The sequence below is a fragment of the Scrofimicrobium sp. R131 genome, from assembly GCF_040256745.1.
GTDB classification, from domain to species: Bacteria; Actinomycetota; Actinomycetes; order Actinomycetales; family Actinomycetaceae; genus Scrofimicrobium; species Scrofimicrobium appendicitidis.
The window spans coordinates 406,779-423,061 of the sequence record NZ_CP138335.1; the positions used below are offsets into that span (position 1 = coordinate 406,779).

Annotated in this window: 10 protein-coding genes and 3 rRNA genes; 6 read left to right on the plus strand and 7 right to left on the minus strand. The window is 60.0% G+C overall.

The window, feature by feature from the left end; translation table 11 throughout:
* Positions 1–169: 169 nt before the first annotated feature.
* From SAC06_RS01990 to SAC06_RS02005, 4 genes are all read right to left on the minus strand, one after another.
* Positions 170–445 carry a metal-sensitive transcriptional regulator gene (locus tag SAC06_RS01990; RefSeq protein ID WP_350258543.1) on the minus strand — a complete coding sequence of 92 codons (276 nt, stop codon included), beginning with the start codon at positions 443–445 and terminating at the stop codon, positions 170–172.
* A 61-nt stretch (positions 446–506) separates the two neighbouring features.
* A complete protein-coding gene (locus SAC06_RS01995; RefSeq protein WP_350258544.1) occupies positions 507–2,174 on the minus strand; it encodes an FAD-dependent oxidoreductase in 1,668 nt (555 codons plus the stop codon).
* A complete protein-coding gene (gene trxA, locus SAC06_RS02000) occupies positions 2,171–2,542 on the minus strand; it encodes a thioredoxin (RefSeq protein ID WP_350258545.1) in 372 nt (123 codons plus the stop codon). The genes SAC06_RS01995 and trxA overlap by 4 nt, the downstream gene beginning before the upstream one ends.
* A 131-nt stretch (positions 2,543–2,673) precedes the next feature.
* Complete coding sequence (locus SAC06_RS02005) at positions 2,674–2,931, minus strand: HPr family phosphocarrier protein (RefSeq protein ID WP_350258546.1); 258 nt, start codon at positions 2,929–2,931, stop codon at positions 2,674–2,676.
* 270 nt (positions 2,932–3,201) lie between these two features.
* On the opposite strand from SAC06_RS02005, the gene SAC06_RS02010 reads away from it, so the two are divergent.
* The 5 genes from SAC06_RS02010 (at position 3,202) to rrf (ending at position 11,228) form a co-directional block, all read left to right on the plus strand.
* Positions 3,202–4,893, plus strand: coding sequence for a phosphoenolpyruvate--protein phosphotransferase (locus tag SAC06_RS02010; RefSeq protein WP_350258547.1), 1,692 nt, complete (start codon positions 3,202–3,204; stop codon positions 4,891–4,893).
* A 170-nt stretch (positions 4,894–5,063) separates the two neighbouring features.
* Positions 5,064–5,546: an META domain-containing protein gene (locus SAC06_RS02015; RefSeq protein ID WP_350258548.1), complete on the plus strand. Its 483-nt coding sequence runs from the start codon at positions 5,064–5,066 to the stop codon at positions 5,544–5,546.
* Positions 5,547–6,076: 530 nt separating this feature from the next.
* Positions 6,077–7,615, plus strand: a 16S ribosomal RNA gene (locus SAC06_RS02020).
* 243 nt (positions 7,616–7,858) lie between these two features.
* Positions 7,859–10,990: ribosomal RNA gene (locus SAC06_RS02025) — 23S ribosomal RNA — on the plus strand.
* Between the two features lie 121 nt (positions 10,991–11,111).
* Positions 11,112–11,228 (plus strand): 5S ribosomal RNA (gene rrf / locus SAC06_RS02030).
* Together the 16S, 23S and 5S rRNA genes form the textbook arrangement of a ribosomal RNA operon.
* An 85-nt stretch (positions 11,229–11,313) precedes the next feature.
* Here the strand turns inward: rrf and SAC06_RS02035 are convergent.
* Positions 11,314–12,198: a class II glutamine amidotransferase gene (locus tag SAC06_RS02035; RefSeq protein ID WP_350258549.1), complete on the minus strand. Its 885-nt coding sequence runs from the start codon at positions 12,196–12,198 to the stop codon at positions 11,314–11,316.
* Positions 12,199–12,383: 185 nt separating this feature from the next.
* Between SAC06_RS02035 and SAC06_RS02040 the strand changes: the two genes are divergently transcribed.
* Positions 12,384–13,424 (plus strand): GNAT family N-acetyltransferase, encoded by a 1,041-nt coding sequence (locus SAC06_RS02040; RefSeq protein WP_350258550.1) that lies wholly within the window; start codon positions 12,384–12,386, stop codon positions 13,422–13,424.
* A gap of 8 nt (positions 13,425–13,432) precedes the next feature.
* Here the strand turns inward: SAC06_RS02040 and nhaA are convergent, their stop codons facing one another.
* Positions 13,433–14,734 (minus strand): Na+/H+ antiporter NhaA, encoded by a 1,302-nt coding sequence (gene nhaA / locus SAC06_RS02045; protein WP_350258551.1) that lies wholly within the window; start codon positions 14,732–14,734, stop codon positions 13,433–13,435.
* Positions 14,735–14,893: 159 nt separating this feature from the next.
* Positions 14,894–15,973 (minus strand): LacI family DNA-binding transcriptional regulator, encoded by a 1,080-nt coding sequence (locus tag SAC06_RS02050; protein ID WP_350258552.1) that lies wholly within the window; start codon positions 15,971–15,973, stop codon positions 14,894–14,896.
* Positions 15,974–16,283 lie beyond the last annotated feature (310 nt).

Below are 16,283 nucleotides of genomic sequence, written 5' to 3' on the forward strand. Positions count from 1 at the left end.
GGAGCCCACCGGCAGTCATCGGTGCTGGCTAGTGTCCGGGACACCAATCGGCCGGGTCGACCTGCGCCTTCACCGCGTCGACATGCAGGCCGCAGCCGTCCCAAGTGGTTTTGCCGCACACGGGGCAGGGAACCGGGTAACACATAGTTCGTCTCCTAATATTGTTCACTCAGCTGAGGGTCAAAAACAGTTTCTCTAGTTCTTCGGGGGTGAGGCGATCGTCGCCGCCCTCCTCGTCCGCCTCGTTCATGCATGCCCGCATGGCGGTGGCGATGATGGCAAATCCGGCTCGGTCCAGCGCGCGGGACACCGCCGCCAACTGGGTGACGACATCGCGACAGCTGGAATCCGCGTCAACCGCGTTGATGACAGCGTTTAGCTGCCCCTGAGCGCGGCGGAGCCGGTTGAGGATCTTCTTTTGGGACTCTGGGTCGCATGCCTGCATGATGTTCCTTTCGGCCGGTCCGACGGGGGTCGTGGCGCCCCCGCGGAACTCCTGAACTCTATTACACCTTAATCACCGTGTCGGCGCGCTTTCCCAGGTACTGGCGCAGGCTGGTGATCCCCCCGGAAAGCGAGGCCGAGTCGAACCCGCTCTGGGTCAGCAGCCGGTGCGCAATCGCGGAGCGAACCCCGGAGGCGCACAGCACCCGAACCGGACGCCCACTGGCGGCCCCGCGCACTTCGTCCAACCGGTCGCGCAACTCCGTGTGCGGGATGTTCAGAGATCCAGGCAGGTAACCGGTCTCGTACTCTGCCCGGCTCCGGGTGTCGAGGATGAGGCTGCTTTGGGCCACCTCCTCGTACTGGGCCGGATACCAGAGCCGCAGCGTTCCATCGAGCACGTTGGCCCCGACCATGCCGACCAGGTTGACCGCGTCCTTCGCCTGCCCGTAGGGCGGGGAGTAGGACAGGTCCAGGTCAATCAGGTCCTCCACGTGCAGTTGGGCGCGGATGGCGGTGGCCAGCACGTCGATCCGCTTGTCCACTCCCTCTCCGCCGACGGCCTGGGCCCCAAGCAGACGCCCGTCTTCCCCAATGTGAACCACGAGGCTGATTTGGCTGGCCCCCGGGAAATAGCCCGCGTGCTGGTTGGGGTGTAGATGCAGCGTGGTGTGGGCAATGTGGTTTCGCTCCAGGGCGGCGCGGTTGGCCCCGGTCATGGCGGCCGTCAGCCGGCCGACCCGAACGATGGCGGTTCCGAGCGGTCGCGGCAGGGGCCGGGCCGCCTCGCCCCGCATGACGAAGTCGGCGATCAGTCGACCGGCCCGGTTAGCGGGTCCGGCCAGCGCCACCGGGCGGACCTCGCCGGTGATCTGATCGGTGGAGGTAACCGCGTCGCCCGCAGCGTAGACATTCGGAGCGGAGGTGCGGCCCCGCTCGTCAACCACGATTGCCCCGCGGACGGTTTCAATTCCGGCTGCGGCAAACGGTGCGGTCGCGGGGACCACCCCGGCTGACAGGCAGATCAGATCGGCCTGGAGTTCGGTGCCATCGGCCAGGACCACCGTGTCGGAGTGGGCACCCGGTCGGATCGCGCTGGCGGCCACCCCCAGGTGGGTCTTGATTCCGAGCCGGCCCAACTCGTCTTGCACCGGGTGGGCCACCTCGACCTCCAGTGGGGGCAGGACGTGGTCGGCCAGCTCAACCACGGTGACGTCCACCCCGGTCTGGGCCAGGGCTTCGGCCGCCTCCAGCCCGATGAAACCCGCGCCGAGCACAACTGCCCGCTTGATTCCCGCCTCGACCTGGGCCCGCATCTGCCGGGCATCGTCGACGGTTCGGAGGGTGAGGACCCGGTCCGAGTCGATCCCGGGGATCGGCAGGCGCATCGCCTCGGCCCCTGGGGCGAGGAACAGAACGTCATAGGTTTCGGTGGTCGGGCCGCTCGTAGTCTGGATTGTCACCGTCTGTGCCTGCGTGTCCACCGCCGTCACCTCGTGGCGAACCCGAACGTCCAGGTTCAGGGCGTTGCGAAGCTTCTGTGGGGTTTGGACCAGGAGCCGGTCCGGATCGGTGATCTCTCCGCCCACGAAGTAGGGCAGGCCGCAGTTGGCAAAAGAGACGTACTCACCGCGTTCGAGGACGATGATCTGGGCGTCCTCATTCAAGCGCCGGGCCCGGGCGGCGAAACTCATGCCGGCGGCTACGCCCCCGACGACAATCACCTTCATGCTTTGGAGCTTTCCGCTTCGGCCACCTGGCGGCGAACGTCGTCCATGTCGAGCTCTTCGACGGCCTTGATCACCTGGTCAAACTGGGGGCCGGAAAGGGCGCCGGGCTGGGAGAAAACCATGATCCCCTCGCGGAAGATCATTAGGGTGGGGATGGAGGTAATCCGGAAGGCTGCAGCCAGTTGCTGCTGAGCCTCCGTGTCGACCTTGCCGAAGACCATCGTTGGGTGGGCCTCGGAGGCCTTCTCAAAGACGGGGGCGAAAGAGCGGCACGGGCCGCACCAGGCCGCCCAGAAGTCGAGGAAGACAATATCGTTGTTGTTGACCGTGTCCTGGAGGTTCTCCAGGGTGATTTCCATAGTAGCCATGCGGATCATGATACCCCTAGGGGTATATCTTGTCGAGTGGTCAGTCATTCCCGACCAGTCGGCAATTGGGTGCAAAAAGACCGGGGCGTCGCCCCCGGAAAGAGGGGGAACCGCCCCGGTCGAGCCGAAAGTTAGGCGTCCAGATCGGCGCTGATCATGTCAGCGATCTGGGCCACAGCTTCCTCGTTGTCCGATTCAACCGTGACCTCGGTCCCGCAGTCAGCGCCCAGGGTCATGATCATCATCGCAGAGGACGCATCCACCGGATCGTCGCCAGCCACGCTCAGCAGGATCTCGTCGTCGTATTCGCCAGCTGCCTCAGCAATTAGGGCGGCCGGGCGGGCGTGCAAGCCCACCTTTGATCCAACGGTTACAGTTCGTTTCGCCATCGGGATGCTCCTCTTTTATTCTCGGTCGGGCGGTCGGGTACCAGCCGACCTAATTCTAGCCGCGCTCAGGACCAATTGGGGACTACCAATCTCTGCCTGAGAGCGACGCAACTTCCCGGGGGATCCCGCCGGTTCCATCAGGTTCCACCGACCGGATGGCCGGTGCAATTGTAAGAGCAAATAATGCCGATAATCTCGGTAGGACTTGTCAGCTGGGTGCGATAGGCTGGCCTCGAATATTCCAATTGACGCAGATAATGGGGTGGCCCGATGAGCAGTGAAGCGATCAATCAAGAGCAGGTAGTTGTGCATGGCACGCCGGTGGTTGCCGGAATCGCCTACGCGCCGGCCGCCTGGACGCAGCGGCCACCTCTTCCTCCCGCTTCAGCCCCCGACCTACCTGAAGATGAGCGGGAAGCGGAGATCGAGGCTTTTGATCGGGCAGCCGCTGCCGTGGCCGAGCGGCTCCTGCAGCGGGCTGAAGCTGCCGAGGAGCACGCAGCGGAAGTGCTGACCATGACCGCGGGCCTGGCCAAAGACAAGGGTTGGCGCCGCGAAATCGTCAAAGCAATCAAGACCGGCGTGCCCGCTATTCAGGCCACCATGGCTGCGACCGAAAAGTTTGTCCTTCTGTTTGAGAAGGCGGGCGGCCTGATGGCAGAGCGAACCACGGATCTGCGGGACGTCCGCGACCGGGTCATCGCCCGCCTGCAGGGCAACCCGGAGCCGGGAATCCCCGTCCGGGACCATCCGATTGTGCTGCTGGGGGACGACCTGTCGCCGGCCGACACCGCCGGGCTGGACCGGAATGACTATGTGGCGATCGTGACCCAGGGGGGCGGCCCCACCTCGCACACGTCCATCATTGCCCGTCAATTGGGCATTCCCTGCATTGTGGCCGCCCGGGAGCTGGAATTAATTCCCGAGGGGGCCGAAGTTCTGGTGGACGCCTCAGTTGGCACGGTAACCATGGGGGTCCCCGCGGCGGAGGCGGAGCGCCTAGTGGCGGAGGACTCGGCTCGCCTGGAGCTGGTTCGGGCCTGGCGTGGACCCGGTCAAACCCAGGACGGGGTTCCGGTCCAACTGCTGGCCAACGTGCAGGATGGGCCGACGGCTCGGACCGCGGCAGACGGGCAGGCTGAGGGAATCGGTTTGTTCCGGACGGAGCTGTTGTTCCTGGACACCGCGACCGAGCCGAGCGTGGCCGAGCAGGCCGGGAGTTACGGGGAGGTGTTCTCTGCCTTCCCCGAGGGAAAGGTCGTGGTTCGCACGCTCGATGCCGGCTCGGACAAGCCAGTCCCGTTTGCCACCCTGGCCGAGGAAGCCAACCCGGCCCTGGGGGTCCGCGGCATTCGCGTGACCGGCCACAATCCGGAGCTCCTGACCCACCAGCTGGATGCAATTGCCGAAGCGAGCAAAAAGAACCCGGGCACCGACGTGTGGGTGATGGCCCCGATGATCTCGACCGTGCCGGAAGCCAAATGGTTCGCCGGCCTGTGCCGTGAGCGCGGGCTCAAGGCCGGCATCATGATTGAAGTCCCCGCCGCGGTGATCCTGATTGACCGGTTCATCGAAGTGGTCGACTTCGTCTCGATTGGCACCAACGACCTGACGCAATACACCATGGCCGCCGACCGGATGTCGCCTCACTTGGCGGAGTACACGGATCCGTGGCAGCCGGCCGTGCTGGAACTGATCCAGTGGACGGCCGATTCGGGTCGCCAGCATGACGTTCCGGCCGGGGTCTGCGGCGAGGCGGCCGCCGATCCACTGTTGGCCTGCGTCCTGATCGGGATGGGAATCACCAGTTTGTCGATGGCCAGCAGCGCCGTTCCGGCGGTTGGTGCCCAGTTGTCGCAGGTGACTTTCGCTCAGTGTCAGGCCGCGGCCGAGGCGGTGCGCGAGGCGGAGGATTCCGGTCAGGCTCGGGCGCTGGCTCGCCAAGCCCTGGGCTTGGCTTAAGCCGGGCGTTCCCAGGTTTGGCTCCGGCCACAAATTGATCACTTTTGTGGGGGTGTCTTTCCTTCCGAGGGATCTTTTGTGACGATAGGTTTCAGTTACACAGCAGCAGGACGATCGACTAGATACCCTGGTCAGGGCCGCCTTGCTGTGTCTGAGAGAGGACTGGCATCGTGATTTCTAACCGAAAGTTTGTCACCCGTGGATTGGCTGGCCTGGCTGTGGCCGCCTCATTTGCCCTGGCCGGGTGTGGGGGAGGGGGCTCCAGCGCGGCTGGTGAGCCAGTCACCACCGACACCCTGGTTGGCACCTGGGAGTTTCAGGAGGGGAAGGGCCCGAGCGGTGACCTGAAGCCGCTGGATCAGCCGATCGAACTGGTCGTGACCGAGGATGGCGCATTCTCTACCTCTGTTGGTTGTAACCAGATGTTCACTCAGGTCGAGGTGGGAGACGCGGGCAAGATCACCCTTGGCCCGCTAGCTATGACCCAGATGGCGTGCGAAGAGGATCTGATGACTCTGGAGCAGAATTTTGCCGGTGCGCTGGAGAAGGTTTCCGAGGGGAAGCTCGACGGCGACAAGTTGGTCCTGACCGGGGACGATACGGAGCTGAGCTTTAAGGCCACCACCGGTTCGTCGGACCAGTCGGGCGAGTAGGCGCTCCGGCGTTCGGCCGGCCCCCGCAGCGAGGACAGAGGGCCTAGCAGGTCTCATCTTTTGAGCTTCGTCTAGGTAGCCTTGACAGTGGGTAAAGCCGATTGATGTCGTGACCAGAGAGGTCCTGTCGGGATGAGCCCGGCAGGGCCTCTCTGCCACCTCAGCCCAAGCAGCACTTTCCGCACCAGCAAGCCGAAAAGTAACCTTGTGGTCCGTATCACCGGTCCCGAACTTGTCAAGGTCCGAAATCCGCTCTAACTTAGTACCTGTTGCTCTTCGGGGCAGCGAGGAAAACTAAATACCTCTCCGAGTCCCAGTGGCTCAGACCACAGAGGCGAAGTTGACAGCTTCGAATCGGATGAGGTAGAGTAGTAATCCGCTGGTTGAGTCCGAAACGGACTTGAGGCCAGTAAAACCCTAGCGGTTTGTTGTTTGTGAACTTGATAGTGTGTGTTTTTGATTGTTTTGTTTTTTTGAGTGTTGGGATTTTCTGGTCACCGTTTTTTGGTGGCTGGTTTTCCGGATTGTTTTTTTCGGAGAGTTTGATCCTGGCTCAGGACGAACGCTGGCGGCGTGCTTAACACATGCAAGTCGAACGGATTGCGCCTGCTTTTGTGGGTGTGGTTAGTGGCGAACGGGTGAGTAACACGTGAGTAACCTGCCCCCTTCTTTGGGATAAGCTCCTGAAAGGGTGTCTAATACTGATTATTCTGCTGGTCTCGCATGGGGCTGGTTGGAAAGCTTTTGTGGTTGGGGATGGGCTCGCGGCTTATCAGCTTGTTGGTGGGGTAATGGCTTACCAAGGCTTTGACGGGTAGCCGGCCTGAGAGGGTGGTCGGTCACATTGGGACTGAGATACGGCCCAGACTCCTACGGGAGGCAGCAGTGGGGAATATTGCACAATGGGCGAAAGCCTGATGCAGCGACGCCGTGTGAGGGATGAAGGCCTTCGGGTTGTAAACCTTTTTCGCTCTTGACCAAGGGCCGCTTTTGGGGTGGTTTGAGGGTATGGGGTAAAGAAGCACCGGCTAACTACGTGCCAGCAGCCGCGGTAATACGTAGGGTGCGAGCGTTGTCCGGAATTATTGGGCGTAAAGGGCTTGTAGGTGGCGTGTCGCGTCTGTCGTGAAATTCACTGGCTTAACTAGTGAAGTGCGGTGGGTACGGGCATGCTTGAGTGTGGTAGGGGAGATTGGAATTCCTGGTGTAGCGGTGGAATGCGCAGATATCAGGAAGAACACCGGTGGCGAAGGCGGATCTCTGGGCCATTACTGACGCTGAGGAGCGAAAGCGTGGGGAGCGAACAGGATTAGATACCCTGGTAGTCCACGCTGTAAACGTTGGGCACTAGGTGTGGGGGCTGTTGTGGCTTCTGCGCCGTAGCTAACGCAATAAGTGCCCCGCCTGGGGAGTACGGCCGCAAGGCTAAAACTCAAAGGAATTGACGGGGGCCCGCACAAGCGGCGGAGCATGCGGATTAATTCGAGGCAACGCGAAGAACCTTACCAAGGCTTGACATATTTGAGAAGACCGTAGAAGTACGGGGATCTTTGGACACTCATTTACAGGTGGTGCATGGTTGTCGTCAGCTCGTGTCGTGAGATGTTGGGTTAAGTCCCGCAACGAGCGCAACCCTTGTCCTATGTTGCCAGCACGTGATGGTGGGGACTCATGGGAGACTGCCGGGGTTAACTCGGAGGAAGGTGGGGATGACGTCAAATCATCATGCCCCTTATGTCTTGGGCTTCACGCATGCTACAATGGCTGGTACAGAGGGTTGCGATACTGTGAGGTGGAGCGAATCCCTTAAAGCTAGTCTCAGTTCGGATCGAAGTCTGCAACTCGACTTCGTGAAGGTGGAGTCGCTAGTAATCGCAGATCAGCAACGCTGCGGTGAATACGTTCTCGGGCCTTGTACACACCGCCCGTCACGTCATGAAAGTTGGTAACACCCGAAGCCCATGGCCTAACCACGTTTGTGGGGGGAGTGGTCGAAGGTGGGATTGGCGATTGGGACGAAGTCGTAACAAGGTAGCCGTACCGGAAGGTGTGGCTGGATCACCTCCTTTCTAAGGAGACCCTGTTTGGGGATGCTCGTTTTGGGTGTTCCGTGTTTAGGGTTGTTTTTTCCTGCCCCTGGTGTGGGTGGGGGTCAAGGGCACACACTGTCAGGTTCACTTTCAACATGGCATCCCGTTTGTTTGTGGGGTGTTTGTTGGGGGTTGGGTTGTTGGTGAATTGTATAGTGGTTGTTTGCATCTTTATTTTTGTGTGATTTGAGTTTTTTTTGGTTTGTTCTTGTTGTTTGTGTTTGTTTAGTTTTGTTGGGCGTTCGGTGGATGCCTTGGCATCAAGAGCTGATGAAGGACGTTGTGGCCTGCGATATGCCTCGGGGAGTTGGCGAGCGAGTGTTGATCCGAGGATTTCCGAATGGGGGAACCTAGCAAGAGTTATGTCTTGTTACTAGCATCTGAGTTTTGTAGGGTGTTAGGGGGAACGCGGGGAAGTGAAACATCTTAGTACCCGTAGGAGAAGATATTCCGTGAGTAGTGGCGAGCGAAAGCGGAGGTGGCTAAACCGTGTGTGTGTGATACTCAGCGAGGGTTGTGCATGCGGTGTTGTGGGGCAAGTTTTTCTGGGCTGTCGCTGTGGCCTGGGGTGAGCAGGGTTGGGTAGCTGAACCTTCTGGGATGTTGGACCGTAGCGCGTGATAGTCGTGTAGGTGAAATTCTTCCTTGTTTGCTGAGCTTGTTCCCGAGTAGCGCGGGGCTCGTGGAATCCTGTGTGAATCTGCCAAGACCACTTGGTAAGCCTAAATACTTCTTGATGACCGATAGTGTATTAGTACCGTGAGGGAATGGTGAAAAGTACCCCGGGAGGGGAGTGAAATAGTTCCTGAAACCGGGCGCCTTTAAGCCGTCAGAGCCGGTCGGCTCCTCCTTGTGGGGGGTTGTGGTGATGGCGTGCCTTTTGAAGAATGAGCCTGCGAGTTAGTGGCATGTGGCTTACTTAACCCTTGTGGGGTAGGTGTAGCGAAAGCGAGTCTGAAATTTTTGGGCGTTTATGGTCGCGTGTTCTAGACCCGAAGCGGGGTGATCTACCCATGGCCAGGTTGAAGCAGTGGTAAGACGCTGTGGAGGACCGCACCCACCTAGGTTGAAAACTGGGGGGATGAGTTGTGGGTAGGGGTGAAAGGCCAATCAAACTCCGTGATAGCTGGTTCTCCCCGAAATGCATTTAGGTGCAGCGTCGTGTATGTCTGGTGGTGGTAGAGCACTGGTTGGTTGATGGGCCCGTTGGGTTACTGAGATCAGCTAAACTCCGAATGCCATTAGTTTGAGCACGGCAGTGAGACTGTGGGGGATAAGCTTCATAGTCGAAAGGGAAACAGCCCAGATCATCAGCTAAGGCCCCTAAGTGTGTGCTGAGTGGGAAAGGATGTGGAGTTGCTTTGACAACCAGGAGGTTGGCTTAGAAGCAGCCATCCTTGAAAGAGTGCGTAATAGCTCACTGGTCAAGTGATTCCGCGCCGATAATGTAGCGGGGCTGAAGTACACCGCCGAAGCTGTGGCAATGAGTGCTCAACTTTTGTTGGGTGTTGTTGGGTAGGGGAGCGTCCTGCCTGGGGTGAAGCCTGCGTGTGAGCGTTGGTGGACTTGGTGGGAGTGAGAATGCAGGCATGAGTAGCGAATGACAGGTGGGAATCCTGTCCGCCGATTGACTAAGGGTTCCAGGGCTAGGTTTATCCTCCCTGGGTTAGTCGGGTCCTAAGGCGAGGCCGACAGGCGTAGTCGATGGATAACCAGTTGATATTCTGGTACCGGTGTTAGACCGCCAAACGCTGCATTTAGACTGAGATAACTCTAGTTTCGTGTGTTCTGCTCTTTCGGGAGCGGGATGTTTCGGGGCTGCGGTTGTGGAGGTTTTCTTGTGGTGAGCGTGTTAACAGGGGTGACACAGAGTGGTAGCTTTCGCACACCGGTGGTTGTGTGTGTCTAAGGTTGTGGCCTGTCCTCAGGTAAATCCGGGGACGTTATAGGTGAGGACTGATGGGAGCCCCTTTTTTGGGGTTTGAGAGTGAGCCTGTGCTGTCTAGAAAAGCCTCGACGTGAGGTCTGATACCGCCCGTACCCTAAACCGACACAGGTAGTCAGGTAGAGTATACCGAGGCGACGAGAGAATCATGGTTAAGGAACTCGGCAAAATGCCCCCGTAACTTTGGGAGAAGGGGGACCTGTCTTGGTGGAGCACGCTTGCCGTGTTTGGTGCCAGGGTGGGTCGCAGAGAATAGAGAGAAGCGACTGTTTATCAAAAACATAGGTGTGTGCGAAGCCGTAAGGCGATGTATACGCACTGACGCCTGCCCGGTGCTGGAAGGTTAAGAGGAAAGCTTAGCTGCCCCTTTGTGGGTAGCGAAGGTTTGAATTGAAGCCCCAGTAAACGGCGGTGGTAACTATAACCATCCTAAGGTAGCGAAATTCCTTGTCGGGTAAGTTCCGACCTGCACGAATGGCGTAACGACTTCTCTGCTGTCTCAACCATGAACTCGGTGAAATTGCACTACGAGTAAAGATGCTCGTTACGCGCAGCAGGACGGAAAGACCCCGGGACCTTTACTATAGCTTGGTATTGGTGTTCGCTGGTGTTTGTGTAGGATAGGTGGGAGACTGTGAAGCAGGCACGCTAGTGTTTGTGGAGTCATTGGTGAAATACCACTCTGATATTAGTGTGCATCTAACCTTGGCCCATGATCTGGGTTGGGGACAGTGCCTGGTGGGTAGTTTAACTGGGGCGGTTGCCTCCTAAATGGTAACGGAGGCGCTCAAAGGTTCCCTCAGCCTGGTTGGTAACCAGGTGGCGAGTGTAAGTGTAAAAGGGAGCTTGACTGTGAGACTGACAGGTCGAGCAGGTGCGAAAGCAGGAACTAGTGATCCGGCACTGGCTTGTGGAAGCGGTGTCGCTCAACGGATAAAAGGTACCCCGGGGATAACAGGCTGATCTTGCCCAAGAGTCCATATCGACGGCATGGTTTGGCACCTCGATGTCGGCTCGTCGCATCCTGGGGGTGTAGTCGCTCCCAAGGGTTGGGCTGTTCGCCCATTAAAGCGGTACGCGAGCTGGGTTCAGAACGTCGTGAGACAGTTCGGTCCCTATCCGCTGCGCGCGTAGGAAACTTGCAGAGACCCATCCCTAGTACGAGAGGACCGGGACGGACGAACCTCTGGTGTGCCAGTTGTACCGCCAGGTGCAGGGCTGGGTGGCTACGTTCGGGTTGGATAACCGCTGAAAGCATCTAAGCGGGAAGCCATCTCTAAGATAAGGTTTCCATCAACAATTGTTGTGAAGGCCCCCAGAAGAAGACTGGGTTGATAGGCCAGAAGTGGAAGCACCGTAAGGTGTGTAGAGCTGACTGGTACTAATTGGCCAACACTAAACCAAACACAACACGCGAGCCATCAAAACACACAAAAATCATTGATAACACGCGAACAACCACTATACGATCCACTACCAACCCAAACACAAAAACCCCTAGGGGTTTGAGTGACCATGGTAGACCACTTTTGCGGTGGTCATAGCGTGGGGGAAACGCCCGGTCCCATTCCGAACCCGGAAGCTAAGCCCCACAACGGCGAAGGTACTGCAACCGACAGGATGTGGGAGACTAGCAAACCACCGCAAATCAACCAAACAGAACGCCCCCCACCACACGGTGAGGGGCATTCTGCATTTAACCCTGCCCCATCCTGGCCCTAGCTCGGTTGGGTCAGGTCAGGGCGACGTGCTCTGGGGGCCGGCCCAACTGGAAAGTGGTAACGCTTTGGTCTGGGACCTCCTGCCAGGTGCGGTCGGAAAAGTCCAACACCACCGGCTCGGAAACGACTAGCTGAGCATTTTCCGGCAGCCGTTCCTGGCTGCCATCGTGCAAGCGGATCTGGATCGGACCGTGAGCAAAGTAGAGCGTAGGCGAAGCCCAGGTTGGGGTTTGCCCTTTCGCTGGCACACTGGAAGTTCGAAGCGCGTAGGTTCCGTTCCCGGAGGTAGCCGCCATCGTGGCCGTGAACGGCGCCTGGATTCCGTTCTCGGTCCGGGCCAGTTCGATCCGATCTCGCAGGCGAGCCAATGCGGTGACCGGATCCTTAGCCAGTCCGTAGGTGAGCGCTAGGTAGAAGCAGACCTCGGTGTCAGAGTTGCCCCGGAGTTGCGAGAAGTACCTGGGGGCAATCTCCAGACATAGTTCTCGGCGAATCAGGTCGAACCCGCCGACATTGCCGTTGTGCTGGAACATCCACCCGTCCTGGACGAAGGGGTGGCAGTTCTGCTGGCTGATGGTGCCGCCCGGCGCTGCTCTGACGTGGGCAAGGAACACCGGGGCGCTGATCTGCTCGGCCAAAGACCGCAGGTTTTGACTGTCCCACGCCGGGGTCACCTCATGAAACTGGCCGAGTGTTCCCCGCGGCCCGACCCAAGCCATCCCGAAGCCGTCCCCATTGGTCGGGAACTCGTGGTCACGGAACTGGTGCGCCAGGGGTGAGGTCTGGAGGCGCAGGTGCCGAGCGTTGATGCTCTGGTCCAGCAGGGAATGGTTTGGTTTGGTCAGCAGGGTGTCCAGGTAGATCTGGTCCCCCTGGTAGGCAATCCAACGGCACATGTCATTCCTCCTTGGAATGGGTGCCTCGATGGTAACAATCCATCCGAGCTCATGGAAAGCTTAAGGAGTTTGCGCCTGTCCGGACGGGGAACAAGGTACGATCGGTACGTGCAGTAACGCGGGGAGTCCAAGTGGGTTTCCCCAGGTCAGCGACGTGTAAGCTTCGCTAGGGAAGGTAGGGTATCGTGCTGATTCGCCGGGTTGACGCTGAGGAGTTGCGCCAAGCTGTCTCGGGAGCAGCCTTCGTTCCACTAGAACAGGCCACCCCCTGGCGGAAGTTCTCCGAAGCGAACGGCCACTACCTGTGGGGGCACCTGCTCTGGGAGGAAGACGGGAAGGTTCTGGCCGCTGCCACCTTCTACCGGTACGAAGTTCGGGGTCAAAAATACCTGTGGACGAGAAACGGGCCGCTGTGGCTGAAGGCGCCGGCGCCGGATCGGGAAGAGGAAGCCCTCGACCTGCTGCGCACACACCTGCGCCAACACGCCAAGCCTTACAGCTTCGTTCGGCTTCACGCCTGGTACGAGCACCCGGCGCTGCACCGCCCATTTCGGGTGATTGGCTACGATCGGACGGTTCTGATCGACGGAGCCAGGGGTAACCGGGAGCAAGCGTTCCAGCTGCTGCCCACGGCTGGGCGGCGCCTGATCAAAAAGGCACGCCGCCGGCTCGAAGAACACAACGGGACCATCGTCGAGGCGACCGGCCTGAGCCGGGAAGAGTTCACCGAGTACTACCGGATCATGGAAGAGACCGGTAGCCGGGACGGCTTCACCCCGCACGAGTTCGATTACTACTGGGCGATGCTGCAAAAGCTCGGCCCCGAACACGCCCGCCTGTTCGCCCTCAAACTAGACGGCAAGCTGGCCGGGTGGGACCTGGTGGGAGTGTACGGGAAGCGGGCGACCGCCTTCTACGGAGCCACCAATGCGGCGGCCCGCTCGTCGCAGACCGCACCTCTGCTGGACTTTGAGGTGGCCTGCCTGCTGGGCGAGGAGGGAATCGAGGGGTTGGACCTAATGGGGATTCACTCCCCGCGCACGCCTCAGCTCTACGACGTGGGTCGGTACAAGCTGCAGTTTGCCCAGCACTACGTTGACGTTCCCGGGCTGTGGGACCTGCCGCTGAGTGAACCGATGTACCGCACCCTGGAACTTGCCTACCGCACCCGAACGGTCTACCGCCGCCTCACCGGTCGCGTTCGCGGCCAACGAGGGGACGACTGACGAGTCGGCTAGCCGACTTCTTTGGGGAGGGCTCCGCGCCGGTAGAGCCGGTTTCGGGGCACCAGGATCAGGGACGAGAGCAAAGCCGCAATCACGGACGCGGTCAAGATTGCCACCTTGGTCTCCGCGTGGGCTGCGTGCCCCGCCTCAAATGACAACTCGGACACCAGGAGCGAAACGGTGAACCCGATGCCGGCCAGGACCGACATGCCGAACAGGTCCAGCCACTTGACCGAGGGATCCAGTCGAATCGGTCCGATCCGGGTGATCAGCCAGGTGGTCAAAGAAATGCCAATTGGTTTTCCAAACACCAGGCCCGCCATCACGCCCAGGGCGGACGGCGAGGTCAGCGTGTGGATGAAGCCGTCGAAGCTGCCTACCGCCACACCGGCTGAGAAGAATGCGAACAGGGGAACCGCGACGCCAGCCGAGATCGGGCGGAATCGGTGCTCGAACTGTCCGGCCAAACCGGTGTTGCCGTGGGCTGGCAGGCCCCGCGGTGGCTTGACCGGAATCGTGAAGCCGAGCAGCACCCCGGCAATCGTGGCGTGAATGCCGGACATGTGCATGAACGCCCACGCAACCACGCCCAGGGGCAGCAGAATGTACCAGGCAGTGGCCGGTTTCAGCGCGAAGTGCAGTCGCCGATACTGGGCGATGGCACCGTAGAGAGCAATCACCGCGAAGGAAATCAGGAGCGCCACGTAGTTGATGTCGGTGGAGTAGAAGATGGCGATAATGAAGATCGCAATCAAGTCGTCGACCACGGCCAACGTCAGCAGGAAGATCCGGACGGCACTGGGAAGCGCGGATCCGATCAGCGCCAGGACGGAGACCGCAAACGCGATGTCGGTGGCGGTGGGGATGGCCCAGCCGTGGTGCAAGTTGGGGTAGTTCCGCACCACCAGCGTGTAGATCAGGGCGGGAACCAGCACGCCGCCGGCGGCCGCGGCCATCGGCACGATCGCGGTGGAGAACTTTCGCAGATCACCGGCTACGAACTCCCGCTTCAGCTCCAGTCCGACCAGGAAGAAAAAGATGGCCAGCAGGCCGTCCGCCGCCCAGGTTCCCAAAGACAACTTCAGGTTCCACGGGGCGTAGCCGATCTCAAAGTCGCGGAGAGCGAAGTAGCTGTCTGACCAGGGAGAGTTAGCCCAGATAAGCGCGACCAGAGCGGAGAGGACCAGCAGGACCCCGCCCACTGTTTCCGCGCGCAAAATGCGTAGGATCCGGCGTTCCTCCCGCTCGCTCCCAGGAGACAGGAAGGTGGCAATCACCTTGGGTCGGTTAGTTGACTCCGGGCTGGACATCGGAGCTCCTCTCCAGTGGGGATGGCAGTCAGCACCGTCAAACCAACACTGGGGCGGTGCCGCATTAAGGCCAGTCTAGTGAGGTTGCCACGGGAACAAAGTTTTGTTGTCAGTTAATGCATCCAAAGAGTGGACAGGTCCGCAACCGGTTGTCTGCGCCTAGTTTCGGGGTTTGCCGGAGGATTCTCGAATCACCAACTCTGGTCGGAGCACCACCTGTTGATGCTGGTGGTTCGGGTCCCCCGAGGTGTGTTCGAGGAGCAGTTGGGCCGCAACCCGGCCCATCTCGCTGGTTGGCTGGCGGACTGAGGTCAGCGGCAACACCCAATCGGCGGCAAAGTCGACGTCGTCGTAGCCGATCAGGGCCACCTCTTTGCCGACCTCCACCCCGGCCGTGGCCAGCGCCCGGTAGACGCCGAAAGCCATCATGTCGTTGCCACAGAGGATTCCGGTGGGTAGGCCAAGATCGAGGAGCTCAGCTCCGGCAAACAGTCCGTCCTGCATGCCCAAACCGGGGGGACGAATCTCAATCAGGCTCTCGGCCGGATCGAGACCCCGCTCGGCCAAACCTTGACGGACCCCGGTGATGCGGTCATCGAACTGGTGAAGTTGTGTTGAGTCGCCAACAAAGGCAATCTGTCGGTGTCCCAGATCCAGGAGGTGTCGGGTGGCCAGGCGGGCTCCGGCGACGTGATCCACCGAGACGCAGCAGTGATCCGGTCCCATGTGGCAGTCAACGTAGACGGTGGGGACTTCCACCTCGGCCACCGGCGCGGTTGGGGGGAAGGGCCCCGCCGTCGCGGGGCTGAGGAGCACCCCACGCACCTGCTGGGCCGCCAGCATCTTCAGCAGTTGCTGTTCCTTGGCCTCGCTGTTCTCAGAGGAGGCCACCACCACGACGTGATCGTTCATCGAGGCGACCTTCTCTACCGCATGGGCCACCTCCATGAAAAAGGGAGACCGAACGTCCAACACGATCAGCCCGATTAGTTGGCTGGCGCTACCGGAGAGAACCCGTGCGTGCGGGTTTGGGGTGAAGTTCAGGTCGCGGATGGCCTTTTCAACCGCCTCCCTGGTTGGCTTCCGAACGGTTTGGGGCCGATTCAGCGTGTTCGACACGGTCCCAATGGAGACGCCGGCCAACTCGGCTACGTCGCGAATCGAGGCCCGATTGGCTTTCTTTCCTTTTTTGGATTTGCCCTTCCCAGACGACGCGTGACTGCTCTCTTGGTTGGGCATGCGGCCTCCTGGCTAGATTAACTCCGGCTCTAGTTGCGGCTCCGCTGGTCTCGAAATGGTTACGACGCCGAAACCACGGTTGCGGAGCAAGCTTCACCAGTATACAGTGACTATCACCACGTTTGAACCGGTTCATTAGATGAAGCGGTTCAAACTAGGTCCTGGAACGCAACACAGTCGTTGAAAAAAGATGCCGCCTCCCACCGAGCCAAGTTCTGCCTAGTTCTCTGTCCATCGGTGTGAGGAAAGCGTACCTTTCGGCGACCTGATGTCGTTTCGGGTGCAGCAGGTTGGGTTGGACCTAATTGAG